Source organism: Nocardia neocaledoniensis, assembly GCF_029868625.1.
Lineage (GTDB): Bacteria > Actinomycetota > Actinomycetes > Mycobacteriales > Mycobacteriaceae > Nocardia > Nocardia neocaledoniensis_A.
The window spans coordinates 23,093-46,672 of the sequence record NZ_JARWOJ010000232.1 but is presented as its reverse complement, the minus strand read 5'-3'; the positions used below and the strand labels follow the sequence as shown (position 1 = coordinate 46,672).

General features: G+C 70.4%; 21 protein-coding genes and 1 pseudogene. 8 read left to right on the top strand and 14 right to left on the bottom strand.

Annotated elements, in window-relative coordinates; translation table 11 throughout:
- Positions 1 to 33: 33 nt before the first annotated feature.
- The 5 genes from QH270_RS17700 to QH270_RS17680 are packed head-to-tail and all read right to left on the bottom strand — an operon-like array spanning position 34 to position 6,167.
- The gene (locus QH270_RS17700) at positions 34 to 873 is read right to left on the bottom strand and encodes an HpcH/HpaI aldolase/citrate lyase family protein (protein ID WP_432420377.1); all 840 of its coding nucleotides are present in this window, start codon (positions 871 to 873) and stop codon (positions 34 to 36) included.
- Entirely contained in the window at positions 870 to 1,349 is a 480-nt protein-coding gene (locus QH270_RS17695) for a MaoC family dehydratase (RefSeq protein ID WP_280343580.1), read from the bottom strand. Before QH270_RS17695 ends, QH270_RS17700 begins: the two co-directional genes overlap by 4 nt.
- Positions 1,346 to 2,506 (bottom strand): acyl-CoA dehydrogenase family protein, encoded by a 1,161-nt coding sequence (locus QH270_RS17690; RefSeq protein WP_280343577.1) that lies wholly within the window; start codon positions 2,504 to 2,506, stop codon positions 1,346 to 1,348. The genes QH270_RS17695 and QH270_RS17690 overlap by 4 nt, the downstream gene beginning before the upstream one ends.
- A complete protein-coding gene (locus QH270_RS17685; RefSeq protein ID WP_280343574.1) occupies positions 2,503 to 4,554 on the bottom strand; it encodes an acetyl/propionyl/methylcrotonyl-CoA carboxylase subunit alpha in 2,052 nt (683 codons plus the stop codon). Before QH270_RS17685 ends, QH270_RS17690 begins: the two co-directional genes overlap by 4 nt.
- A 5-nt stretch (positions 4,555 to 4,559) precedes the next feature.
- A complete protein-coding gene (locus QH270_RS17680; RefSeq protein WP_280343572.1) occupies positions 4,560 to 6,167 on the bottom strand; it encodes a carboxyl transferase domain-containing protein in 1,608 nt (535 codons plus the stop codon).
- A 99-nt stretch (positions 6,168 to 6,266) separates the two neighbouring features.
- Here QH270_RS17680 and QH270_RS17675 point away from each other — a divergent pair, with 99 nt between their 5' ends.
- Positions 6,267 to 6,863: an SACE_7040 family transcriptional regulator gene (locus QH270_RS17675; protein WP_280343569.1), complete on the top strand. Its 597-nt coding sequence runs from the start codon at positions 6,267 to 6,269 to the stop codon at positions 6,861 to 6,863.
- Positions 6,864 to 6,874: 11 nt separating this feature from the next.
- Positions 6,875 to 6,940 (top strand): annotated as a pseudogene (locus QH270_RS34695) (type II toxin-antitoxin system prevent-host-death family antitoxin); the annotation flags it as partial.
- A gap of 8 nt (positions 6,941 to 6,948) precedes the next feature.
- Here the strand turns inward: QH270_RS34695 and QH270_RS17670 are convergent.
- Positions 6,949 to 7,338: an NYN domain-containing protein gene (locus QH270_RS17670; RefSeq protein WP_280343567.1), complete on the bottom strand. Its 390-nt coding sequence runs from the start codon at positions 7,336 to 7,338 to the stop codon at positions 6,949 to 6,951.
- Positions 7,339 to 7,494: 156 nt separating this feature from the next.
- On the opposite strand from QH270_RS17670, the gene QH270_RS17665 reads away from it, so the two are divergent.
- On the top strand, positions 7,495 to 8,826 hold the full coding sequence (locus QH270_RS17665; protein ID WP_280343564.1) for a DUF1254 domain-containing protein: 1,332 nt from the start codon (positions 7,495 to 7,497) through the stop codon (positions 8,824 to 8,826).
- A 59-nt stretch (positions 8,827 to 8,885) separates the two neighbouring features.
- Here the strand turns inward: QH270_RS17665 and QH270_RS17660 are convergent, their stop codons facing one another.
- From QH270_RS17660 to QH270_RS17640, 5 genes are read right to left on the bottom strand one after another with little or no spacing between them, the layout of a single operon-like run.
- Entirely contained in the window at positions 8,886 to 10,205 is a 1,320-nt protein-coding gene (locus QH270_RS17660; RefSeq protein ID WP_280343562.1) for a DUF1254 domain-containing protein, read from the bottom strand.
- 47 nt (positions 10,206 to 10,252) lie between these two features.
- On the bottom strand, positions 10,253 to 10,561 hold the full coding sequence (locus QH270_RS17655) for a DUF202 domain-containing protein (protein WP_280343560.1): 309 nt from the start codon (positions 10,559 to 10,561) through the stop codon (positions 10,253 to 10,255).
- A gap of 1 nt (position 10,562) precedes the next feature.
- Positions 10,563 to 10,970 (bottom strand): YidH family protein, encoded by a 408-nt coding sequence (locus QH270_RS17650; protein ID WP_280343558.1) that lies wholly within the window; start codon positions 10,968 to 10,970, stop codon positions 10,563 to 10,565.
- Complete coding sequence (locus tag QH270_RS17645; RefSeq protein ID WP_280343555.1) at positions 10,967 to 12,307, bottom strand: MFS transporter; 1,341 nt, start codon at positions 12,305 to 12,307, stop codon at positions 10,967 to 10,969. The genes QH270_RS17650 and QH270_RS17645 overlap by 4 nt, the downstream gene beginning before the upstream one ends.
- 24 nt (positions 12,308 to 12,331) lie before the next feature.
- The gene (locus QH270_RS17640) at positions 12,332 to 13,486 is read right to left on the bottom strand and encodes a CaiB/BaiF CoA transferase family protein (RefSeq protein WP_280343553.1); all 1,155 of its coding nucleotides are present in this window, start codon (positions 13,484 to 13,486) and stop codon (positions 12,332 to 12,334) included.
- A 157-nt stretch (positions 13,487 to 13,643) separates the two neighbouring features.
- Between QH270_RS17640 and QH270_RS17635 the strand changes: the two genes are divergently transcribed.
- Positions 13,644 to 14,840, top strand: a complete 1,197-nt coding sequence (locus tag QH270_RS17635) for a PucR family transcriptional regulator (RefSeq protein ID WP_280343551.1) — start codon at positions 13,644 to 13,646, stop codon at positions 14,838 to 14,840.
- A 28-nt stretch (positions 14,841 to 14,868) separates the two neighbouring features.
- Here the strand turns inward: QH270_RS17635 and QH270_RS17630 are convergent, their stop codons facing one another.
- Together QH270_RS17630 and QH270_RS17625 are read right to left on the bottom strand one after the other, a co-directional pair.
- Positions 14,869 to 15,597 carry an ABC transporter ATP-binding protein gene (locus tag QH270_RS17630; RefSeq protein WP_280343548.1) on the bottom strand — a complete coding sequence of 243 codons (729 nt, stop codon included), beginning with the start codon at positions 15,595 to 15,597 and terminating at the stop codon, positions 14,869 to 14,871.
- Between the two features lie 10 nt (positions 15,598 to 15,607).
- Positions 15,608 to 16,660 carry an ABC transporter permease gene (locus tag QH270_RS17625; protein ID WP_280343545.1) on the bottom strand — a complete coding sequence of 351 codons (1,053 nt, stop codon included), beginning with the start codon at positions 16,658 to 16,660 and terminating at the stop codon, positions 15,608 to 15,610.
- Between the two features lie 129 nt (positions 16,661 to 16,789).
- On the opposite strand from QH270_RS17625, the gene QH270_RS17620 reads away from it, so the two are divergent.
- Genes QH270_RS17620 through QH270_RS17610 form a run of 3 tightly spaced genes read left to right on the top strand, consistent with a single transcriptional unit; the run spans position 16,790 to position 19,217 of the window.
- Positions 16,790 to 18,121, top strand: coding sequence for a sensor histidine kinase (locus QH270_RS17620; protein ID WP_280343543.1), 1,332 nt, complete (start codon positions 16,790 to 16,792; stop codon positions 18,119 to 18,121).
- Entirely contained in the window at positions 18,118 to 18,735 is a 618-nt protein-coding gene (locus tag QH270_RS17615) for a response regulator transcription factor (RefSeq protein ID WP_280343540.1), read from the top strand. Before QH270_RS17620 ends, QH270_RS17615 begins: the two co-directional genes overlap by 4 nt.
- 56 nt (positions 18,736 to 18,791) lie before the next feature.
- A complete protein-coding gene (locus QH270_RS17610; RefSeq protein ID WP_280343537.1) occupies positions 18,792 to 19,217 on the top strand; it encodes a PPOX class F420-dependent oxidoreductase in 426 nt (141 codons plus the stop codon).
- On the opposite strand, the gene QH270_RS17605 is transcribed toward QH270_RS17610, so the two are convergent.
- On the bottom strand, positions 19,214 to 19,885 hold the full coding sequence (locus QH270_RS17605) for a DUF3105 domain-containing protein (protein ID WP_280343534.1): 672 nt from the start codon (positions 19,883 to 19,885) through the stop codon (positions 19,214 to 19,216). The two genes, QH270_RS17610 and QH270_RS17605, sit on opposite strands and share 4 nt — an antisense overlap.
- 207 nt (positions 19,886 to 20,092) lie before the next feature.
- On the opposite strand from QH270_RS17605, the gene QH270_RS17600 reads away from it, so the two are divergent.
- Positions 20,093 to 23,560, top strand: a complete 3,468-nt coding sequence (locus tag QH270_RS17600) for an Ig-like domain-containing protein (RefSeq protein ID WP_280343532.1) — start codon at positions 20,093 to 20,095, stop codon at positions 23,558 to 23,560.
- Positions 23,561 to 23,580 lie beyond the last annotated feature (20 nt).

Genomic DNA, 23,580 nt, shown 5'->3' with positions numbered 1-23,580 from the left:
CGAGCGGTACCCCGCCCGCGCGCCGGGCGGTGCTCAGCCGGACAGTTCGGCCCGGCGAACGATCCGCTCGGCGTGCCGCAGGACCGGCGCGTCGACCATGCGTCCCTCGAACGCGAAGACGCCGCGGTGGTTCGGGACCTCGGCGAGAACCCTTCGGGCCCAGTCGATCTCGTCCGGGTCGGGCGCGTAGCCCTCGCGGATGACGGCCACCTGGCTGGGATGGATGGCGACCTTGGCGTCGAAGCCGACCGCGACCGCGTCCAGCGTTTCGACCGCGAGCCCTTCCAGATTCTTGATGTCGAGGAACACCGAATCCAGGGCGAACCGGCCGAAGGCCTTGGCCGCCAGCAGACTCGTCGAGCGCACGTGCCGCGCGACGTCGCGGTAGCTGCCGTCGGCATGCCTGCTCGAGTTGCCGCCCAGCCCGGCGACCAGGTCCTCGGCGCCCCACATGACGCCGATCGCGTTCTCGGCGGCGACCGACTCGGTCACCCGCACCGCACCGAGCGGCGACTCGACCAGCACGATCACCTCGTAGCCGGCCAGGCTCCGAACCTGTTCGGCGGACTCGCATTTGGGCAGCATGACGCGCCGGTAGGCGGTCTGCGCGAGGGCGGCCAGATCGGCCGCGTATTCCTCGGTCTCGACCGCGTTCACCCGGACCACGGTGTGCCGGGGATCGAGCGGCGTCTCGATCAGTGCCTTACGCGCGGCGACCTTGTCGCCCGCCGCGACGCCGTCCTCGAGGTCGAGGATCACCACGTCGGCGACGGCGGCCGCCTTGGCGAAGCGCTCGGGACGGTCGGCCGGGCAGAACAGCCAGGCCGGTCCGCTCGGCTCCCACGGCGTCGCGTTGTCTCCGGTCATCGTCATGCGGGCGCCTTCCTGACCAGTGTCTGGCGGACCGCCTTCGCCACGATCACCCCGTCCTGGTTGCGGGCGGTGTGGGTGAGGCTGACGATGCCCTCGCCCGGGCGGCTCTTGGACTCGCGCTTGTCGGTGACCAGCGTTTCGGCGTACATGGTGTCGCCGTGGAACAGCGGCGCGGGCAGCGACATCTCGGAGAAGCCGAGATTGGCGACCAGGGTGCCCTGCGTGAGCTGCGCGACCGAGAGCCCGACCAGCGTCGACAGCGTGAACATCGAGTTCACCAGGCGCTGGTTGAACGGCGGCTGCGCGTCGGCGAAGTGCGCGTCCAGGTGCAGGGCCTGGGTGTTCATGGTCAGCGTGGTGAACAGGACGTTGTCGGCCTCGGTGATGGTGCGGCCGGGCCGGTGTTCGTAGATCGTGCCGATCTCGAACTCCTCGAACCACAGCCCCCGCTGCACGACCCTGCGCTGCTCGGTCACAGCCCCAGCTCCCTTGCGATCAGCATCAGCTGCACCTCCGTCGTGCCCTCACCGATTTCCAGGATCTTGCTGTCACGGTAGTGCCTGGAGACGGGGTATTCGTTCATGAAGCCGTTGCCGCCGAAGATCTGGGTCGCGTCGCGGGCGTTGTCCATCGCGGCCTCGCTGGCGACCATCTTGGCGATGGAGGCGGCCTTCTTGAACGGCTTGCCCGCCAGCATCAGCGCGGCCGCGTCGTAGTAGGCAGTGCGGGCGACGTGGGCGCGCGCCTCCATTCTGGCGATCTTGAACGCGATGGCCTGGTTGCGGCCGATGGCCTGCCCGAACGCCTGCCGCTCGTTGGCGTAGCGCACGCTCTCGTCCACACAGCCCTGCGCGGCGCCCACCGCGAGCGCGGCGATGGCGATGCGCCCCTCGTCGAGGATGCGCAGGAAGTTGGCGTAGCCGCGGCCGCGCTCGCCGAGCAGGTTCTCCTTCGGTACCCGGACATCGGTGAAGCTGAGCGGATGGGTGTCCGAGGCGTTCCAGCCGACCTTGTTGTAGGCCGGTTCGGCGACGAACCCCGGCGTGGAGGTCGGCACGAGGATGGTGGAGATCTCCTTCTTGCCGCCGTTGTTCCCGGTGACCGCGGTGACGGTGACCAGGCGGGTGATGTCGGTGCCGGAGTTGGTGATGAACTGCTTGGCGCCGTTGATCACCCAGCTCTCGCCGTCCTCGACGGCGGTGGTGCGGGTGCCGCCCGCGTCGCTGCCCGCGTCGGGCTCGGTGAGGCCGAAGCCGGCCAGCGCGCGACCGCTGGTGAGCTGGGGCAGCCACTCGTTCTTCTGCTTGTCGTCGCCGAAGCGGTAGATCGGCATGGCGCCCAGCGAGACGCCCGCCTCGAGGGTGATGGCCACGCTCTGGTCGATCTTGCCGAGTTCCTCGAGCGCCAGACACAGGGCGAAGTAGTCGCCGCCCATGCCGCCGAACTCCTCCGGGAACGGCAGCCCGAACAGGCCCATCTCGGCCATGCCGGCGACGACCTCGTACGGGAAGCTGTGCTCGGCATCGTGTTTCGCCGACACCGGCGCGACGACCTGCTGGGCGAAGTCGCGCACGGTCAGGGCCAGCTGGCGGTATTCCTCGGGCAGGGAGCCGGTGGACAGGTAGTCGGTCATGCGGGAATTCCTTCGCGTTCGGTCGCCGCGTCGGCGGTATCGGTGGGATGGGCGACGACGCGGACCAGCACCTGATCCAGCGTCACCTGCGCACCCGGTCGCGCCAGCACCTCGACGGTGCCCGCGACGGGCGCGGTGAGCGTGTGCTCCATCTTCATGGCCTCGATGACGATCACCGGGTCGCCGACCTCGACGGTCGCGCCGTCGGTGACCGGCGCGGCGATCACCGAACCCGGCATGGGACTGCGGATCTCGGCATCACCGACATGGGCGGCGTCGCCGCGCACGCTCGCCTCGGCGAGTTCGCGCAGCACGGCCAGGTGACCGTCGCCGCTGAGCCAGAGCTGGCCGTCGGCCTCGGCCACGCGCAGCACCCGCCGCAGGCCGTCGACGGTGACGGCGAGCCCGTCGTCGAGCAGGGTGGCCGACAGGGTGCTGGTATCCACGGACTCGGTCTCACCCGCCAGCCACACGGTCGCGGATTCCGGTGTGCCGGTGATGAAGACGTGCCGCACCTGGTCGCCTGCCGCGAGGCGGACGGTGGTCGGCGCCGGGGTGCCGAGCCGCCAGCCCGAGGGGGTCGACCAGAGGTCGCCGTCGGTCGCGGGCCAGCGCCGCAGCCAGTGGTAGGTGGCGGCGGCGATGAAGTCCTCGTCGGTGACGGGGGCGGGGACGAAGTCGCCGACGCGGCGGTCGAGCAGGGCCGTGTCCAGGCGGCCCGCCCGCACGTCGTCGTCGGCGAGCAGGAAGCGCAGGAACTCGATATTGCTGGTCACGCCCAGCAGCACGGTCTGCTCCAGCGCGCGGTCGAGCGCGGCCAGCGCGTCGGCGCGGGTGGTGCCGCGCGCGATCACCTTCGACAGCATGGGGTCGTAGTCGCTGCCGACCACCGTTCCGGCCGACAGGCCCGAATCCACCCGTACCCCTAGGCCTTCCGGCTCCGACAGGGCCAGCACGGTGCCGCCGGTGGGCAGGAAGCCGCGGCCGGGGTCCTCGGCGTAGACGCGGGCTTCGATCGCGTGGCCGACCAGGTGGATCTCGTCCTGGGTGCGGGCCAGCTTCTGGCCCGCGGCGACCCGCACCTGGCACTCCACCAGGTCGACACCGGTGACCATCTCGGTCACCGGATGCTCCACCTGCAGGCGGGTGTTCATCTCCATGAAGAAGAACTCGTCGGGCCGGTCGGCGGAGACGATGAACTCCACGGTGCCCGCGCCCACGTAGTCGACGCTGCGCGCGGTATTGCAGGCGGCGGTGCCGATCCTGGCCCTGGTCGCGGCGTCGAGCAGCGGCGAGGGTGCCTCCTCGATCACCTTCTGATGCCTGCGCTGCAAGCTGCACTCGCGCTCGCCCAGGTGCACCACATTGCCGTACTTGTCGGCCAGGACCTGCACCTCGATGTGGCGTGGCCGGGTGACGAAGCGCTCCAGGAACAGGGTGTCGTCGCCGAAGGCGGCCCCGGCCTCGCGGCGCGCGGAGACCAGGGCGGCGGGCAGGTCCTCCGGGCGATCGACCCGGCGCATGCCCTTGCCGCCGCCACCGGCCGACGGCTTCACCAGCACCGGGTAGCCCACTTCGGCCGCAGCGGTGATCAATTGGTCGTCGGTGAGGCCGGGCTCGGCGATGCCGGGCACCACCGGCACCCCGAACGCGGTGACCGTCTTCTTCGCGGTGATCTTGTCGCCCATCACCTCGATCGCCTTGGCCGGCGGGCCGAGGAACACGATGCCCGCGTCGGCCAGCGCGGCGGCGAACGCCGAATTCTCCGACAGGAAGCCGTAACCCGGATGCACGGCCTTGGCGCCGGAGCGCACCGCCGCGTCCACGACCTTCTCGATCGACAGGTAGCTCTCGCGCGCGGGCGCCGGGCCCAGGCGCACCGCCACGTCGGCCTCGCGCACGTGGCGCGCGTTCGCGTCGGCGTCGCTGTACACCGCGACGGAGCGAATACCCATGGCGCGCAGGGTCTTGATGACGCGCACCGCGATCTCGCCGCGATTGGCGACCAGGACGGTGTCGAAGTCGACGGGGTGGGATTTGTTCAGCATGTCGCTCACATCCGGAAGACGCCGTAGGAAACGGGCTCGAGCGGCGCCTGCGCGCACACCGAGAGGGCAAGTCCGAGCACGGTTCTGGTGTCGGTGGGGGCGATCACGCCGTCGTCCCAGATGCGCGCCGTCGCGTAGTACGGGTTGCCCTGGGTCTCGTACTGCTCGCGGATCGGGGCCTTGAAGGCCTCCTGATCCTCCGCCGACCACGGCTTGCCCGCGCTGTCGAGCTGATCGCCGCGCACCGTCGCCAGCACCGAGGCGGCCTGCTCGCCGCCCATCACCGAGATCCGCGCGTTCGGCCACATCCACAGGAACCGCGGCGAATACGCGCGCCCGCACATGGAGTAGTTACCCGCGCCGTAGGAGCCGCCGATCACCACCGTCAGCTTCGGCACCCGCGCGCACGCCACCGCGGTGACCATCTTGGCGCCGTGCTTGGCGATGCCGCCGGCCTCGTAGTCGCGCCCCACCATGAAGCCGGTGATGTTCTGCAGGAACACCAGCGGGATCTTGCGCTTGTCGCACAGTTCGATGAAATGCGCGCCCTTCATGGCGGATTCGGCGAACAGCACGCCGTTGTTGGCGACGATGCCGACCGGATGACCGTGGATGCGGGCGAACCCGGTGACCAGGGTCTTACCGTATTCGGTCTTGAACTCGTGGAAACCGGCCTCGCCGTCGACGACCCGGTCGATCACCTCGCGCACGTCGTAGGGGGTGCGCGGGTCGACCGGGACCACGTCGTAGAGCTCGTCCTCGGCCTTGGCGGGCGGCGTGCTCGCCAGCACCTCCCACGGCGCCTCCGGGCGCGGGCCGAGCGTGCCGACGATCTCGCGGACGATGCGCAGCGCGTCGCGGTCGTCGTCGGCCAGGTGGTCGGTGACGCCGGAGGTGCGCGAGTGCAGCAGACCGCCGCCGAGTTCCTCGGCCGTGACGACCTCGCCGGTCGCTGCCTTCACCAGCGGCGGGCCGCCGAGGAAGATGGTGCCCTGATCACGCACGATCACGGCCTCGTCGGCCATCGCGGGCACGTACGCGCCACCGGCGGTGCACGAACCCATCACCGCCGCGATCTGGGCGATGCCCTTGGCGCTCATGTTCGCCTGGTTGAAGAAGATGCGGCCGAAGTGCTCGCGGTCGGGGAACACCTCGTCCTGGTGCGGCAGGAAAGCGCCGCCGGAGTCCACCAGGTACACGCACGGCAGGTTGTTCTGCGCGGCCACCTCCTGCGCGCGCAGGTGCTTCTTCACCGAGATCGGGTAGTAGGTGCCGCCCTTGACCGTCGCGTCGTTGGCCAGCACCAGGCACTCGCGGCCCGCGATGCGGCCGATGCCGGCGATCACGCCCGCGCCGGGGCACTCGTCGCCGTACATGCCGTTGCCCGCCAGCGCGGACAGCTCCAGGAAGGGGCTGCCCGGGTCGAGCAACTGGTCGACGCGCTCGCGCGGCAGCAGCTTGCCCCTGGCCACGTGCCGTTCGCGCGCCTTCTGCGGACCACCGAGGGCCGTCGTCGCCAGTCGCTGTCGCAGCTCGCGGACCAACGCCTCGTGCGCGGCCCGGTTGGTCGTCGCCGCCGCGGTGTCGTTGTCGAGGTCGTGCGTAACCGTCATCACGCCATCCTGCCATCCGGTTAATCGCCAATAACTGGAATTCAGGTTAATCTTGACTAACCGAGTTGTCCAGACCCGGGTGAAAGGAGTCGAGTCGAGGTGGCCACGGTCGAACCCGCCCCGGTGACCCGCCGGGAAGCGTTGAAAGCCCAGCGTCGCGAGCAGTTGCTCGACGCGGGCGCCCGGCTGATCGCCGACCGCGGATTCTTCGGCGTCCGCCTCGACGACCTCGGCGCCGCCGTCGGCATCAGCGGCCCCGCCGTCTACCGGCACTTCGCGAGCAAAGAGGCGCTGCTGGTCGAGTTGCTCGTCGGCGTCAGCGAGCGGCTGCTCGCCGGCGGCCGCGCGGTCGTCGCCGCGGCGCGCTCGGCCGACGAGGCGCTAGAGGGCCTGGTCGACTTCCATCTCGACTTCGCCTTCGGCGACCCGGAACTGATCCGCATCCAGGACCGCGACCTCGACAACGTCCCCGCCACCGACCGCCGCACCCTTCGGCGCACCCAGCGCCAATACGTCGAGATCTGGGTCCAGGTACTGCGCGAAGTGCACCCCGGCCTCGCCGAGGACACCGCCCGCGTCCAAGCCCACGGCGCCTTCGGCCTGCTCAACTCCACCCCGCACAGCGCGCCCCCGGCGAGCATGGCCAAGGCCCGTCCGGTGCTGCGCCGAATGGCCATGGCCGCGCTGGGTGCATAGCCACCTGAGGAGGGCGAACGGTGACGGTGACAGATCATGGGAAGCCGATCGCGCGAATCGTCCCTGCAGATCGGTGAGTCGCTGTTCAGGTCAGTTGGTCTCGGAGCCACGTGGGCCCGACGGTCGCGGCGCCGTGGGCTTCGACTCGGGAGCGGAGTTCGCGGTCGGCGGTGACGACGGTGATGTCGTGAGTCTTCGACGCGGACACCACCTCGACGATCGTGTCGTCACCGGAACCATCGGCCGGCACGACCGTCATGCGCGGTGCGCTCGGTTCGGTGCCGTCGACCGCGCGCTTGGCGGCGCCCTCCAGAACCACGATCAGCTCGGTCGACTCCGGAAGCCGGGTCGCCAGTTCGGCCAGTTCCCCCAGGAGGCGCCGGGCGGCTCCCGCACGGTCCTTCCACCAGCCGTCGGCCCGGGAGCCGACGACGTTGGCCGCGTCCACCACGAGCACTCGCTGCGCGTCGTCCATCCGCCAAGTCTCCTCCGGCCGGCGGACCCGGCCCACCGGGTCTTCTCGGGCGCGCCCCGACCGCGCTCGGCCTTGTGGGCGCAGCACACCTAACCCGGACTCGACCTGTGACGAAGTGGGCTGTTCCCGGGCCGACCTGGCCGAGAAAGTGGGTGCATGACTACCTCGACGACAACTCCCGCCGGTGCCGGTCGGCGCGGGGATCCGATCAGGTCGGCCGCGGCGACCGGCGCGCGCGCGTTCGACCTCGGCATCCGGGCATACCTGTGGGGATATCCGCCGGTGATCACGGCGCGCACCCGGGACTACGCCACCGATCCGACACGGGACGACTCGTTCCCCCCGAACACCTTCTCGCACAGCACCAAGCTCTACGACCATCGCGAACACATCATCGTCAAGCCGAACAACGACACCCTGTACTCCTGGGCGTGGGTGAATCTGGCGAATGGTCCCGTCACGCTGACGGTCCCGCCGGTGGCCAGATATCACAGCCTCCACTTCATGGACGCGTACACGAACACCTGGGCCTACATCGGCAGCAGGACGACGGGCTCGTCGGGCGGGACCTTCGTCATCGCCGGACCCCGGGCGTCGGAGCCTGCCCTCGACGGCGCGCGGCTGCTGTGGTCGCCCACCGATCACGTGTGGCTGCTCGGGCGCACATTGGTCGACGGGCCAGAGGACCTTCCGGCCGCCATCGAGATCATCCAGGGCTACACCCTGAGCGGTCCGCCCTCCGCCACGGCGTCCGGCGGGCCAGCGCGCTCACCGCACACCGTCGCGGAATCGGGCCTCGGGTTCTTCGACGAGCTGTCCGCGGTGCTGGCCTCGGATCCGCCACCCGCCGAGGACGCGGACCTGCTCGACGAACTCGCCGCGGTCGGTGTGGGTCCCGGCCGCACCCCCTCCGAGGACATCACTGACCCGGTCGTGCGGGCGGCGCTGAGCGCGTCGGTCGGCGCGGCGCACGAATGGCTCGAGTCCTACGGCGGTGCGACGACGGCGCCCGGGTGGAGTTACAGCACCCGCCTCGGCAACTACGGCCGCGATCACCTGCTGCGCGCGGCCATCGCGCTGCGCGGCCTCGGTGCGCTCACCGCCGCCGAGGCGATCTATCCGACGACCAAGCGCGACGCGGACGGGGATCGGTTGGTGGGCACCGGAACCTACGTCCTGCGCTTCGGACCCGATGAACTCCCGCCGGTGGGCCAGGATTTCGGGTTCTGGTCGCTCACCATGTACGACGAGCGGAATTTCCTGGTGGAGAACTCGATCGGCCGGTATTCGATCGGCGACCGCACACCCGGCATCCGGTACGAGGACGACGGTTCACTGGAGATCGTGTTCTCGCATGCCCGGCAGCCCGACGGCGTCAACTGGCTGCCCGCGCCCGAGGGGCCCTTCGAGGTGACCCTGCGCTGCTATCTCCCCACCGGCGCGCTGCTGAACGGGGAATACGTGGTTCCGCCGCTGCGGAAACGCTGACCGGACCGAGACAGATCGGGGCGGCGGGCATCTCGTCCGCCGCCCCGTCTTCATACCGTTCAGACCCGCTCGACCGAGGGGACCACGTACTCACCGTCGAGGATCTGGCGGCGCGGCAGGTAGAACCGGAGGGTGAGCTGGAAGGGTCCGTCGGGGGCGGGCAGCCAGTTGAGGTCGTCGGCCTGCCGTTCGTGCGCGATATGGATCTCCAGCGAGCCGTCGGATCCGTAGCGCAGCCCCTCGGTCCGGTCACCGATCGCGAACCGGTCGATCGGATTGCGCACCAGGAAGTCGTGTTGGTCGTACATCGTCAACGACCAGAATCCGTCGACGGGTGGCAATCGGTCGGCAGCGAACCTCAGTACATACCGATTGCCGCCGTGGAGGCGGTGTCCGGCGCTGTCGCTGCCCGCGTTCGCATACGTCGCCTCCTCCGCGGTGAGTGCGCCGAGCGCGTTGAGCGCCACCACCGCTCGCAGCAGATGGTCGCCGTCGTAGCGACCGATATCGAGGTCGTAGCGCCAGTCGCCGCCGCTCGCGGACAGCCCCCGGTCGCTCGCGACCAGACACTCGTGCGCCGCTGTCACCGCGGCCGCGAGCGCGGCCCGGATCGCCGGGTCCGCGATCTCGCGGCTCGGGGTACGGCTGACTCCGATTCCGGCGGCCGCGAGCCGGGCTACCAGGTCGGCGTCGGCGGCCGGGGGCGAATTGCCGTCCAACGCGGCACAGAGTTCGTCGAAGAAGCCGAGGCCCGCGGTGTGCACGGTGTGCGGAGACGGGGCGGGGCCCAGGTCCGGCGTCGGTATCTCCGGACCGGTGAGCTGAAACGAGTCGGCGACCCGCTTCGCCTCCGGCAGGTCGTGCTGCCCCTCGACCAGCACCCGGCCGAGCAGCCACACCGTGTTCGTCGGGGCGGTGAGCAGGGTGGTCCCGGCCGGCGTCGGTCCCGACCAGTCTGGTCCGGCGATGGTGAACACGCCCGGCCCCGATCCCGTCGCGCGGGTGCCGACATAGCCCCAGGTCTCGGTGTAGTGGTCGAGCAATTGGAGGCCGTAGTAGCGGGACACGGCCGGGACCGCGAGGGTGACGGGACCGGCGCTGAGATCGAGCCACGCGATCACGTAGATCGTGTCGTTGTTGGGCTTGACGACCTCGTGATCGCGGTCGGTCAGCAATCGGGGCACGGTACGCAGACGGTTGAGGTGGCTCGGGTGCCGCCGGTTCGGGTCGAGCAGCGCGTTCCTGGTGCGCGCCATCAGGACCAGCGGGTACGCCCAGACATACGCTTCGAAGCCGAGCCGGAACGCGTCGGTGGATGCGTCGAGCAGTCGATCGGCGTGTGGTTTCGGCGCGGGAGGTGCGCTCGTGATCTCCGGCATGGTGTCGTCCTTTCGAGATCGGGTGATCGGTGAGGTGCCCCGCGGGTTCACGCCACGCGGAGCAGGGAATCGACGCTGAGGACGACTCCGAGTACGGCCAACCCGACGACGGTCGTGACCACGCCGCCGAGTAGCCGCCAGATGGTCTGCCCGCCGGGAGCGCGCTCCCGGCCCCGTGGGATCCACCTGACCCCGATGGCCGCCACCGCGACGCCGACGAGCAGGGCCGGGGCAGAGACCAGCGGAGCGTCATGGCGCATGGCGGCGAACCCGAGCGTGATCGCCCCGAGGTAGGCCGCCAGGCAGGTGCGTTGCCAGGCGAGAGCGGTGCGTTGCGGTTGGAGTCCCTGGTCCACGTCATGCCCCGAACCACTGGACGGCGGCGAGTACACCCAGGCCGCTCGACGCGATCACGACGCCGACGACGAGCCAGGCCAGGGATACGGGGGCGGGCAGCGGTGCCCGTCTGCGCAACGCGCGCTCGTTCTCGGCCCACCGTCGCAGCGCCACCACCGCGAGCACCGCACCCGCCGCGCAGGACAGGGCGGCCAGGCCGTACAGCGTCGGCGCGAGCGAGGAGATCCCGGCCACGGTGGTGAGCGTGATCCCGCCGGCGACGAGCGCGAGCGCGGTGCGTACCCAGGCCAGTGCGGTGCGTTCGTTGGCGAGGGAAAACCGAACGTCGGGTTCCTCGCCGACCGAGAACACCGACCGGGGCCTGCGTACTCGATCGGAGTCGGCGGGCACGGCGAGCTCGGTGCTCATGGCTTGGTGCCGAACTTGTCGATGATGACCCTGGCATCGCGCTCGGGATGCCCGAAGACGAACGCCGAGACCGCGCCGACGATCATGATGAGGCCGACGATCACGAAGCCGTACCCGTAGCCCTGGGCCTTGTCGCTGGTGCCGGACACGAGCCACCCGATGAGCAGGGGCGCGGCGGCACCGCCGAGGCTGTAGATCGCGACCATCGTGCTCATCACCGAGGCGCGCCGCTTGCTCGGCACCACGTCGGACAGCACCGAGAACGCGAGTCCCCAGGCCGCGGTGTTGAGCGAGAACGCGAAGGTGATCAGAACCATCTGCGGGATGCCGACCGGCAACAGCGTGAAACCGATCATGCACACGCCGCCGACGGCCAGCAGACCCGCGCACAGAATCACCCTGGCCTTGCGCGAGGTGACGCCGCGCAGCATCATGCGCGACGAGATCAGCCCGACCAGGAAGGTGAGGATCACCGCCGCCGCGAAAGGCAGCGTGACCAGGTATCCGGTCTCGGCGGCGCTGTAGTGCAGGCCCTGGCGCAGGTAGACCGGCAGCCAGCTCACTTTCAGCGAGGTCGCCCAGTACGAGCAGAAGGCGAAGAAGGCGATGCCGAACACCGTGGGGCGCATCCAGAGCGCGCGCAATGGCGCGGTCTCCGGCAGCACGGAGTCCTCCGTCTCACCGACCGGGCTCGGGGCGTTGGCCGCCGGGCCCTCTTTACCGAACAGGAACCAGAGCACGACCCAGACGAGGCCGATGACGATCAGCACCCGGAAGGTGGCCTGCCAACCGTAGCTCTGCAGAACCCAGGTCAGCACGGGTGCGGCGATCAGAGGGCCCATCGAGGCGCCCATGATGACGACCGACGACGGCAGCGAACGACGCTTCGGCACGAACCAGGTGTGGGCGATCTGTTGCGAGAGGGCGCCCGCAGGCCCCTCGGCGAACCCGAGCAGCATGCGCGCGCCGAGGATGACGACGAACGAGACCGGGAACAGTCCGGTGAGCGGGATCAGGCTCAGCACCCATAGCGCTACCAGGCCGGTGAGCAGCCACTTCGCGCTCACCCTGCCGCCGAGCGAGCCGAGCACGAGCGCCCCGATCGCGAACGTCCAGAAGAACACGCTCTGGAGCAGACCGAACTGCCCCGCCGAGATGCCGAGGTCCCGTTGCAGTTCGACGCCGACGATGCCGACGACCACCTTGTCCGCGAAATTCACGAACATGAACAGCATCAGCAGGATCGTGACCATCCACCCCTGGCGCCGTATCGCCGGAGTGTCGATCATCGAGTTCGCGAGGTCGGTGAACTTGACCGTGGTCGTGGATTTGAACATGAGAAGTCCTCCTGGGTGGGCCGGTCAGTCGACCACGAGGCTGCTGAGGATCCGTTCGCTGTCCGAGCCGAGCGGGGGGACGCCGCCGCCGTCGCCGGTTCGCGGAACGCTGGCCGCCTGATAGGGCAGACCGGGAATGGTGTATCGCTCGCCGTCAGGGTCGATCGCTTGGACGAAGATTCCGGACGCCACGACGTCTTCGGCCGCTCGTGCCTGGTCGTAGGACCGCACGGCGCCGGAGACGATCCCGGCATCGGTCAGCAGTGCGACGGCGTCTTCGGTGGCGAGGGGGGCGAAGAACGGGCGCAGCGCGGCAAGCAGCTCGGTACGGTTCGCGACGCGTCGGGCGTTGTCACGGAAGCGGGGGTCGGCGGACATGCCCGGCAGCCCCGCGAGCGTGCACAGGGCCGCGAACTTGTCGTCGGTATAGGCCGAGACCACGATCGAGCCGTCCGCCGTGGGGAAAAGGTCGGCGGCAGGCGCGGCGGCAGCCTGCCCGTTGCCCTGTCTGACCGGTTTCCGGCCGACGCTGTAGTCGCCCCAGTTCACCGACTGGAGATCGAGCGCCACATCCAGGAGCGAGACCTCGATGTGGTCACCGGCGCCGGTGCGCTCTCGGCGGAAGAGGGACGCGAGCAGCGCTTGAGCGAGGACGTAGGCGGCGGCGTGGTCGATCACCGGCACGCCCACCCGTTGCGGCTCGCGATCGGGCTCGCCGGTCACGTACATCAGCCCGGACTCGGCTTGAGCGGCGATGTCCAGGCCGACCCGCTGACGCGACGGCCCGTTCTTGCCGAACCCGGTGACCTCGGCATAGATCACCGATGGGTTCAGCGCGCGGATCGCGTCGATCGTCAGACCGAGCCGATCCATCGCGCCGGGCCTGAGGTTGCTGACGACGATGTCGGCGGTGCGGATCAGCGCTCTCGCCTGAGCCAGGCCGGTCTCGGATTTCAGGTCGACCACGACCGACTTCTTGCGGCGGTTGTAGGCGCGCATGATCGAGTCACCGTAGGAACCGATCGAACGTGCTTGGTCGCCGCGCGGGTTCTCCACCTTGATGACCTCCGCCCCGAGATCGGCGAGGGTTTGGGTCGCTCCGGGAGCGGCGATGTACTGCCCGAAGTCGATGACCGTGATCCCGTACAGCGGCAGGTGATCGGGCGTGATGTCTGGCATGGCTGTCCTTGTCGGGTCTGGGTGTCGGCCTCGACGAGCGAGGTGCGACCCAGCATCCAGCCTCGGTGACGTCGGTAACATCGCTGTACGTCACACATCGCGCAGGCGCTGTGTGTGACGCGTCACAGAGGAGGAACGTCGCTTGGCTGGGAGTTCGATGGCGGAACACGACGTGTCCTCTGCGGTGCGATCGCTGCGGCGCGACGCATCGGCGCTGGCCCGCGCCGTCATCGACCGGTACGTCGACGAAACCCCGCTGTACACCCCGGAGACTGTGCCCGACCACCTGTATCGGGAGAGCCTGCACACCGTGCGAACGTTCATCGACACCGCGTTGCGCGCCGTGCTCGACGCCGATCTGGACGTCAACGGACTCATGCGCGACGTGCTGGTGCGCGGCAACGACCGAGTCGCCGAGGGCCTACCACTGCGCAACTACCTGCACTGCTGGCAGCTCGGGTTGGAAGCGCTCACGGAGGCATTGGACGACCGGCTCGCGGACCAGGCGACGGCGGCACCCGCGCTGGCACGTGTGCGCGAGGTCTACGACGCCGTGATCTTGGACGCGGTCATCGCCTACGACCGCACCTCCCGCGACGTGATCGCGGCGCAGGACGGGCGAGAAGCCCGGCTGATCGCCCACCACCTCGACGGGGTCGACTACCCGTTCGACGACGGGCCGGGGACCGTACCCGAGCATCCGGTGGTGGTGCTTGTCGATATCGGTCCGACCTTGGCCGAGCAGACCGGCTCGGAGCAGACGCGGACGATCGCGGCGATCAGGAAGTCCAGGCGGGTTCGCGCGACGCTACAGCGCGGCGTGGAGGGGCTGTGGCTCGCCGATGTCCGGGGACGATCGGCACGCCTCATCACGAGTTGTCCGCCGCGGGCGCTCGACGAAGTGATCGGTGAACTTCAAGACGCGCACTCCGTGCCGGTCACGGCCGCGGTCGCCACGGCGAACGGCGCCGACGACCTGCCACGAGCTGCGGCCCTGGCCGCCGAGGTGCTGGCCATCGCGGTGCGGATCGGCCGTACGGGCATGGTCAGTTCGATCGAGGACATCGCTCTCGAACACCACCTCGCACATGAGAGTGCCTCGCTCCCGGTCCTGTTGCGGCGTTGCGCGCCCCTTCGCGCGCGGCACGACCTGGTCGACACGCTGCTGGCCTATTTCGACAACGACCTCGATCGTCGCCGCACCGCCGACGCGCTGCACGTGCACCCGAACACCATCGACAACCGGTTGAGCCGGATCCGTGACCTCACGGATCTCGATGTTCGGCACTTTCCGGATCTGATGGTGCTGGCCGTTGCCACCAATCGCGCGGGCGGCTCGACCGATCCGGCGTAGTGGGAATCATGTCCCGGCCGCCGCTGGGTCAGGCTGTGCTGACCGGGGTTTCCACGCGGGCCAGGCGGCCGTCGGTCATGCGGTAGACCGCGTCCATGCGGTGCAGGTGGGTGGGGTCGTGGGTGACCAGGATGGTGGCGGCGCGGTGGTCGTGGGCGATGGTGGTGATGAGGTCGATGATGGCGGCGCCGCGTTCGGAGTCCAGGGCGCTGGTCGGTTCGTCGACGACGAGCAGGGCGGGGTCGTTCATCAGGGCGCGGGCGATGTTGACGCGCTGGCGCTGTCCGCCGGAGAGTTGCGCCGGGCGCTTGTGCGCATGGCTGGACAGGCCGACGGCGTCGAGGAGTTCGTTTGCGCGGGAGCGAGTTTCTTTGCGGCGGGCCGATGTCCGGAAGAAGGAGTGCCGCCCACCCAGGTGCGCGGTGACCTCCAACTGTTCCACCGCGGTCAGTGCCGGAATGAGATTGGGCTGCTGGAAGACGATGCCCATCGTGGAGCGCCGGATCGTGGCCGCCGCCCGCCTGCGCAACCCGGCGAGATCCACACCGCCGGAGTCTGTTTCGAGCATGACCGAGCCCGTATCCGGCCGGATCAGGGTCGCCGCGACGGCGAGCAGGCTCGATTTTCCCGACCCGGACGGGCCGGTGACGGCGGCGATCGTGCCCGCGGGCACGGACAGGTTCACCCGGTCGAGCGCGGTGAGCCGGTCCGAGCCGTCGGGATAGGTGAGGGTGACATCGGTGAGGGTGAGCGCCATGGGAGGTCCTTCAGCGGGTCGCGCCGAGCGCGGTCAGCGGATCGGTGGTGAACAGGAAGCGCAGTGCGAACGCCGCACCGGCGAGACCGAGCGCGATCAGGGCGAGCGCGGGCACCAGGGTGGTCGAGAGCGAGAGCACGAACGGCATGGCGTCGCCGAGGAACAGCGAGGCCGTCGCGGTGATGCCGAGGCCGAGGACGACACCGGTGATCAGCACGATCGCGGCCTGGGCGAGCGCGTCGACCACCAGCGAACCCGTGGTCGCGCCGAGTGCCTTCAACGTGGCGACATCCGGCTGCCGCTGGACGGTCCACACGGTGAAGAAGGCGCCGATCACCAGCGCGGAGATGGCGAACAGCAGCACCGTCATCAGGGTGAGCGAGCTGTTCTCGGCCTGATACGACCCGATCGCCTCGACGGCGTCGCCGGCGGGGACCGTGCGCGTGCCCGCTTCGGCGTCGATACCGTTGCGCGGGTCGTCGCCGAGCACGGCGAGCACGGTCGCGGCTCCCGCGCGGGGGCTGGCGGCCTGCCAGTCGGCCATGCTCGTCCAGACCACCGGGGTGTGGCTGTACCACTCGTCCCCGGCGACATCGGCGACGGTGAACTCGTGCCCGGCCAGCACCACGGTGTCGCCGGTGCCCGCGGCCAGTGCGCGCGCCGCGCCCGCGCTCAGCACCACCGCACCGGGAGCGGTAGCAGGGTGATTGCTGAACGCCGAGGGGTCGCCGCCGAACACCGCGACCTGTTCCGGGCTCGCGCCCGCGTGTTCGGCGCGGGCGCGCGAGATGCCGATCGGGCTGACCTCGATCCCGCCCATCGCCCGCCATCGCGCGATCTGCTCCTCGGTGAGCACCGAGGAGTCGAAGGACGGGTCGGCGCCGGTCTCGGCGAACACCACCTGGTCGGCGCGCAGGCCCTGGACCGCGGAGATGTTCTGGTGCGCCAGCCCGGCGGTGAGCCCGCTGAGGAAACTGACCAGCACGGCGACCAGCAGGACGACCGTGGTGATCAACAGGAACCGCCCGCGGGCGGCCCGCAGATCTCGGAGTGCGACGAACATGCCTCCACTCTCGCCGGACGCGCCGGTCGCGCCATCGCACCGCCGCACGAAACCCGGTCCATCCAAGGTCGGCCCGCGATTACACCTTTCGATGGATGCCGGTCCGTTAGCCGCACATAAGCTGGTCGAGTGCGATCGTCCCCGCTGACCCCGGTCGTCACCACACTGCGGCTCGGCCTGCATGTGCTGGTGACGGTGCTCGCCGCCGTGGTGGCGGTGCGCGCGCTGCTGCCCGGCGGCGGTGGACACGGCGCCCTCGTGGTGGGGTTGACGGTGGTCTGGCTGGTCGTCTACTTCGCGGGGACCGAACTGCCTCGGCGAGGGGGAGATCGCCGGGTGCCGGGAGGTCGGGCCGCCGTCGGCGAACGAGACGCGCGGGGGAGCGCGACCGTGCCGGGGCCGGGAGTCGCGCGGGTTCCGGAAACCTCGGACACGACGCCGGATCGGATAGGCGAGATACCGCCGAATCATGCCGCGCTGCTGTGGAGTTCGCGCCTCACCGTGCTCTGGCTGGCCGCGCTCACCGTGCTCTGGCTGGCCCTGCTCGGGCTCACTCCCGACGCGGTGTATCTCGCCTTCGGCTTGTTCTTCGTCTATCTGCACCTGCTGCCGCGACCGTGGAGCCTGGTCGCGGTCGTGCTGGCCACGGCGCTCGGAGTGGCCGGGTTCGCGGCCCATCGCGGCTGGTCGGTGGGTGCGGTTGTCGGACCCGTGCTCGGCGCGGCGGTGGCCATCGGGATCGGGCTCGGGTATCAGGCGCTGCGTCGCGAAGCGGTGGAACGGGAACGGCTGATCGACGAATTGCTCAGCACCAGAGCGGTTCTCGCCGAGCGAGAACGAACCGCGGGCAAGCTCGCCGAACGGGAGCGGCTGGCCAAGGAAATCCACGACACCGTGGCCCAGGGGCTCAGCAGCATCCAGTTGCTCCTGCACGCCGCCGAACAGGCCGCGCCGGATCACCCCGCGCTGGACCGGATCCAGCTCGCGCGCGAGACCGCCGCCGCGGACCTGGCCGAAACCCGCAGGCTCATCGACGAATTGGCGCCCGCCGCACTGGACGGGCAATCGCTGGCCGAGGCGCTGGAACGCATCTGTGAGCGGGCGCGGTCGGCCACCCTGGCGACGCAGCTGCTGGTCGAAGGCGAGCCGGAACGGCTGCCGATGCCGATGGAGGCGGCCCTGGTACGGATCGCGCAGAGCGCCGTCGCCAATGTGGTGCAGCACGCCGCCGCCGCGCGCATGCGGGTCACCCTCACCTACGACGGCACCGATGTGCACCTCGATATCGTCGACGACGGCGTCGGCATCGATGCCGAGATCCTGCGCAGGCCACGCTCCGGGGCATTTGGGTTGGCCGCCATGCGCAGTCGCGTCGAGCAGCAGGGTGGGCGGATGACGATCGAATCGGAACCCGGGCACACGGCCGTCACCGTGTCGTTCCCCCTGGGAGCCGCCACGTGATCCGGCTGCTGCTCGCCGACGACCACGCCATCGTGCGGGCCGGTCTGCGCGCCCTGCTCGAGGCCGCGGAGGACATCTGCGTCGTCGGCGATGTAGCCGACGCCGACGCGGCCGTGGCCTTCTGCGCGGCGAACCCGGTCGACCTGGTGCTGATGGACCTGCGCTTCGGCGACGGCCGCACCGGCGCCTCCGCGACGGCGAGCCTGCGCGCGCTGCCGGGGCCGCCCGAGGTCCTCGTGGTCACCAACTACGACACCGATGCCGACATCCTCGGCGCCATCGAGGCGGGTGCGGTCGGCTACCTGCTCAAGGACACCCCACCCGCCGAACTGCTCGCCGCCGTACGCGCGGCCGCGGTGGGGGAGAGCGTGCTGTCACCCACGGTCGCCTCGCGACTCATGACCAGGGTCCGCCGCGCCGACACCACCCTCAGCCCGCGTGAGGTCGAGGTGCTGCGGCTGGTCGCGGCCGGGTTGTCCAATCGGGACATCGCCAAGCAGCTGTTCCTGAGCGAGACGACCGTGAAATCGCACCTGGTGCACATCTACACCAAGCTCGGGGTGAAGTCCCGGACCTCGGCCGTCGCCACCGCGCGCGAGCAAGGCGCGCTCTGACCGGCTTGGCGTTTCGGGCCGGGCATCGGGGTGCGGGCGCGCCTACGCTGATCCGCATGGCATCTCTCTCCGATCCCCGGGTCCGCGAGTTCCTGTCCCACGGCACGCGGACGGCCAAGGTGGCCTATGTCGCCGCCGACGGCCGTCCACTGATCACCCCGGTCTGGTTCATCGTCGAAGGTGACGAGCTTGTCTTCAACACCGGCAAGACCTCGGCCAAGGCGCGGGCGTTCGCGCGCGATCCGCGCATCGCGGTGTGCGTGGATCTCGAGGAACCGCCGTACGGGCTGGTCACCGTGCAGGGCACGGTGACGGTGTCGGAGGATCTCGACGAACTACTGCGGACCGCGACCGAGATCGGCGGGCGCTACATGGGCGCCGATCGCGCCGAGGAGTTCGGCAAGCGCAACGGGGTGCCGGGCGAGCTCGTCGTCCGGGTCCGGCCGAGCAAGGTCACCGCGCAGTTCGACATGACCGGCTAGTTCATCGGCATGGCGTCCGGGCCAGGCGGCGTCGGGTCGTACGGTGGCGGGTTCTGGCGATCGAAGATGGGATTCGAGCAGGTCGCGCCCGGTTCCGGTGTGGTGTAGGGGTTTTCGCGCAGTGCGACGATGAACTGGTCGATCCGGGGGTCGTCGGCGCTGTCGAGTCTCAGTTGATGGCCCCACGACTGCAGCGAGATCGGGTCGGCCATGCCGGGAATCGGTGACATGAGGGTGTAGGGCCGGTCCAGGACTCTGGCCGCGAGCGCCGCGCGGTCGTCACCGGTGACCCGGGCCGGGTCGTAGGCGATCCACACCGCGCCGTGTTCCAGCGAGTGCACCACGTTCTCGGTGCGGACACCGGTGTCGTACACGACCCCGTCGCAGGCCGCCCACGCGCTGTCGTGCGGACCGCCGAGCGGCGGCACGGTGGGATAGGCGACCCGCTGGGTGCTCATGACGTGCAGACCGGGCGGGAACTCGGTGATCGTCACGCCGGCGATCTCGCGGGACGGGTCCTGGTTGCCCGCGGACGGGGCGAACGAGTCCAGTGAGCTCGTCGCCGTGCCCTCGACCTTGTCGCCGAGCGCGCATCCGGCGGCGAGCGCCGCGACCGCGAAAGCCGTTGCGGCGGTACGTGCCCCTCGTATCGTGCCCCGATCGCGCACCGTGTCCCCTGTCGTCGGGTCGGCCGCGTGCCGACGGAGCCGAACTTACTCGGCGCCGCGTCCCGGCACCCCGCGACCGCGGATCCGAACTGCTCACAGCCGCGATGACCTGCAGAAATATGCGCGTCGCTGGCGGGTTGAGGCGACAACCACCGCTACCGTTTCGGCAAGTTTCGTAGCAACGGCGCTGGCGAACGGAGTTCTGGCATGGCCGGACGGACTGCGGCTCACGCGTGGGTGGCCGCGTTGCTCGGGGTGGTGCTCGTCCTCGGCACCTCGACGCTCGCGCGGTCCCAGCCGCCCGGCCCGGCTGCCGCGCGCGCCTCCGACCATTTCGAGGACCCGCAGTCGGGCCTGTCGATCGACGTGTTCTATTGCAGCGACCGGACCCAGACCTACCGGGTCCCCGCGGGCACCACGAGCCTCTACATCGAGGCCGTCGGCGGGCAGGGCCAGACACCGAACCCGAACTTCACCGGCATCGGCGGGCTCGGCGGACAGGTCAGCGGCGGCCTGCGGGTGACCCCGGAGCAGGAGTTCCAGGTGCAGGTCGGGTGCGCGGGTGGCGAGAACGGCGGATTCTCGCCGTACGCCGCCGGCGGCGCGAGAGGCGAAGCCGTCGACCAGCTGACGAATTTCGGGACGGTCTACTCGAGCGGGTGGGACGGCGGCGGCGGTGGCGGCGCCTCGGCGGTGCTCGGACCCGACAACGCGCCGGTGCTTGTCGCGGGCGGCGGTGGCGGGGCGGGCGGCAACGCGCCCGACTGCTATTCCGTCTCGCCCGTGCAGGATTCGACGTTCTTCTACTGCGGCGGCGGCTCGCGACGCGACGGCGGTGACGGTGGCGACGGCAGCGCGGCGGTCGGCTGGGAGGAGGGCCCGCCGTGGACCGGCGGTGCGGGCCAGAACAATCCGGCGGGCACCACGCCGAGCGGGCTCACCTGCGGTGGTCCGCGCGCGGGCGGCGACGGCCACACGTTCGACAAGACTGGAGGGGGTGGCGGCGGTGGTGGCGGTGGCGGTGGTTACCTCGGTGGCGCCGGGCAGGGCGGCGGCTGCGGCGGCGCCGCGGCACCGGAGACGCCGATCACGCACGGTCCACACGCGGCGCCGGGCGCCGGTGGCGCGGGCGGCGGCGGAGGTACCTCGTACGCGTCGCCGAGCCTGTCGAAGGCGAGCGTGACCACCGCGTCGGTCTCCGGCGACGGCTACGTCCTGTTCCTCACCTCGGCCGACGGTGTCCGCACGACGACCTTCGGCGTGCACGGCGAATCCGCGCAGTACTACTGCGTCGGCGACGGCGTCGACGAGATCTTCGCCGATGTGCTCGGTGGGTCGGGCGCGGGCGGCGGGCACGATTTCGGCGACGTCGGCACCGGTGGCGCGGGCAGCGGTGTGCAGGCGGTGATCGCCGTGCAGGAGCGCAAACAGCTGAAGATCGATGTCGGCCACTACGGCGGGCCGAACGGCGGCTGGGGTTACGGGACCGGCGGTGATCGCGGCACCGCCGATTCCGGCGCGTCCTACAGCGGTGCGGGTGGCGGCGGTGCGTCGGCGGTGAGCCAGAACGGCGCCGACTGCGGCACGCGGCCGTCCTCCGACAACCGGGCGATCGTCGTCGCCGGGGGCGGTGGCGGCGGCGGTGGCAACGGGTTCAGCGCGGACGGCGGTGACGGCGGCAGCGGTGGGCCCCAGCCGGGCGACGGCACCAGCGGCGGGTTCGGTGGCGGCTTCGGCGGCGAGGGCGGCAGCGAGCGTGGCACGCACGGCGGGCACGCCACCGGCAGCTCCACCGGCGGCGGTGGCGGTGGCGGCGGTGGCGGCAGCCACGGTGGCGGCAAGGGCCACGGCGCGCAGGACGGCAACGACGGTGGCGGTGGCGGCGGTGGCGGCGGGGAGTCCGCTGTCGACAGTGTCGCGAACCAGCCGCCGCATTTCTACAACGGGCCCGACGGCAGCCACGGCAATCGGGATCGGCTCAACGAGGGCAAGGTGCAGCTGATCGTCCCGATTCCGTCGAAACGCAGCCGGGTGGAACTGATCTCGGGCAACAGCCAGAGCGCCTACTCGGGTCAGCCTTTCGCCGAACCGCTGCGGGTGCGGTTCGTCGACGCGATCCACGGACCGCAGGCGGGCAAGTCGATCACCTTCGCGATGCCCGCGGGTCAACCGCCGGCGGCCGTCTTCGACAACGGCGCCGACACGATCCGGGCGACCACCGACGCCGACGGCTACGCCCAGGTGAACCTGACCGCGCTGGCCGCCACGCGGCAGGGCGAACTGCCCGGCGGATTCCTGGTCGGGGCCTCGGCCACCGACGATCCAGCCCACCTGATCGGCGGCGCGGTGTTCCGGCTGCGCGACGACCAGGTGCCGACCGAGATCGAGGTCACCACCAGCGCGCCGAACCACATCGCTCGGGTCGGGGAACCGGTCAGCTTCAGCGCGAAGGTGAGCCAGAAGCCGGGAACCGCACCGGCGTTCGGGACGCCGGCCGGGCACGTGCGCTTCGAGATCGACGGTGTCGCGACGCCGGGGCCGATCGAGCTGGTCGACGGAGTCGCGACGCTGCCCGCGATCGACGGTCTGCGGCCCGGCGCCCATCACGTGCTCGCGACCTATCTCGCCGACGACCCGAGCCGGGTGTTCGCGCCGGTCTTCGGCAGTGTCGGGGTTTTGGTGCAACCGGTGAAGGTGCCCACCGAGGTCCATCTGACGCTGCCACCGCCGCCGGTCCTCGCCGGTGCGGTCGTCGGCGCCACCGTCACCGTGCCCACGCCGAAGCCGGACGCTCCCGAACCAACCGGCGCGATCCAGTTCGCACAGAACGGCTCCCCGCTGGGCGATCCGGTGCCACTCGGCGCGGACGGCACCGCGAGTTCGCCGCCGCTGCGGGCAGGCTCGGGGACGGTCGAGGCGCACTACCTCGGTGACGACGTGTACGAACAGTCCAGCGGCCGTGCCGAACTCACCGTCTATACCGCGACCTCGACGACGAGGGTGAGCGCGAACCACAACCCGGTCACCTACTTCGAACAACTCGACCTCACCGCCACGGTGACCCGCGACCCCGCAGGCGAGATCGACACCGGCACCGTCCAGTTCTCCGCCGACGGCAAGCCGCTGGGCGCGCCGGTCCCGGTCGACAACGGCATCGCCATCGCCCGCGACGTCGACGTCTCGCACCTCGGTTTCGGTACCCATCTGGTCACCGCCGATTTTTCCGGCGACGTCGATGCGGGGGTGGCGCCGAGTCGCGGCACGATGACGCTGTGGGTGCTGAAGGCGGGCCAGTCACCGGGCGACCATCCGGCCGACGTCGGCGTCCACCTGGACGTGCCACGCACGGCGGACCCCGGATCCAGGGTGACGGCGACGGTCACCGTCACCAATGTCGGCGGCAGGCAGGCGAGCGGGGTCGAGGCCAGGCTCTCGACCCAGGGCTGGGGTCGACTTCTCGATCCCGGCGGCGGCGAGACCCAGCCGACCCACCTCCGATTCCGCCTGCCGACCCTGGAAGCGGGCGAGACCAGGACCTACACCGTCGTGTTCGAGGCACCCCGCCGCCTGGCCCTGATCACCTCGTTCCTGCACGCCTCCACCCAGAGCACCGACATGAACCCGGTCAACAACCTCCACCTCGCCTCGACCTTCGTGCGGACCGCGATGAGCTGAGACGTGACCGTGGTACGAAA

Bases quoted from the DNA above. Each gene is read 5' to 3' on its own strand.
- QH270_RS17640 (WP_280343553.1), bottom strand. From the start codon at position 13,486: ATGCCAGACATCACGCCCGATCACCTGCCGCTGTACGGGATCACGGTC.
- QH270_RS17645 (WP_280343555.1), bottom strand. From the start codon at position 12,307: ATGTTCAAATCCACGACCACGGTCAAGTTCACCGACCTCGCGAACTCG.
- QH270_RS17625 (WP_280343545.1), bottom strand. From the start codon at position 16,660: ATGTTCGTCGCACTCCGAGATCTGCGGGCCGCCCGCGGGCGGTTCCTG.
- QH270_RS17610 (WP_280343537.1), top strand. From the start codon at position 18,792: ATGGCATCTCTCTCCGATCCCCGGGTCCGCGAGTTCCTGTCCCACGGC.
- QH270_RS17680 (WP_280343572.1), bottom strand. From the start codon at position 6,167: ATGACGGTTACGCACGACCTCGACAACGACACCGCGGCGGCGACGACC.
- QH270_RS17660 (WP_280343562.1), bottom strand. From the start codon at position 10,205: ATGCCGGAGATCACGAGCGCACCTCCCGCGCCGAAACCACACGCCGAT.
- QH270_RS17630 (WP_280343548.1), bottom strand. From the start codon at position 15,597: ATGGCGCTCACCCTCACCGATGTCACCCTCACCTATCCCGACGGCTCG.
- QH270_RS17700 (WP_432420377.1), bottom strand. From the start codon at position 873: ATGACGATGACCGGAGACAACGCGACGCCGTGGGAGCCGAGCGGACCG.
- QH270_RS17690 (WP_280343577.1), bottom strand. From the start codon at position 2,506: ATGACCGACTACCTGTCCACCGGCTCCCTGCCCGAGGAATACCGCCAG.
- QH270_RS17650 (WP_280343558.1), bottom strand. From the start codon at position 10,970: ATGAGCACCGAGCTCGCCGTGCCCGCCGACTCCGATCGAGTACGCAGG.
- QH270_RS17665 (WP_280343564.1), top strand. From the start codon at position 7,495: ATGACTACCTCGACGACAACTCCCGCCGGTGCCGGTCGGCGCGGGGAT.
- QH270_RS17685 (WP_280343574.1), bottom strand. From the start codon at position 4,554: ATGCTGAACAAATCCCACCCCGTCGACTTCGACACCGTCCTGGTCGCC.
- QH270_RS17600 (WP_280343532.1), top strand. From the start codon at position 20,093: ATGGCCGGACGGACTGCGGCTCACGCGTGGGTGGCCGCGTTGCTCGGG.
- QH270_RS17635 (WP_280343551.1), top strand. From the start codon at position 13,644: ATGGCGGAACACGACGTGTCCTCTGCGGTGCGATCGCTGCGGCGCGAC.
- QH270_RS17670 (WP_280343567.1), bottom strand. From the start codon at position 7,338: ATGGACGACGCGCAGCGAGTGCTCGTGGTGGACGCGGCCAACGTCGTC.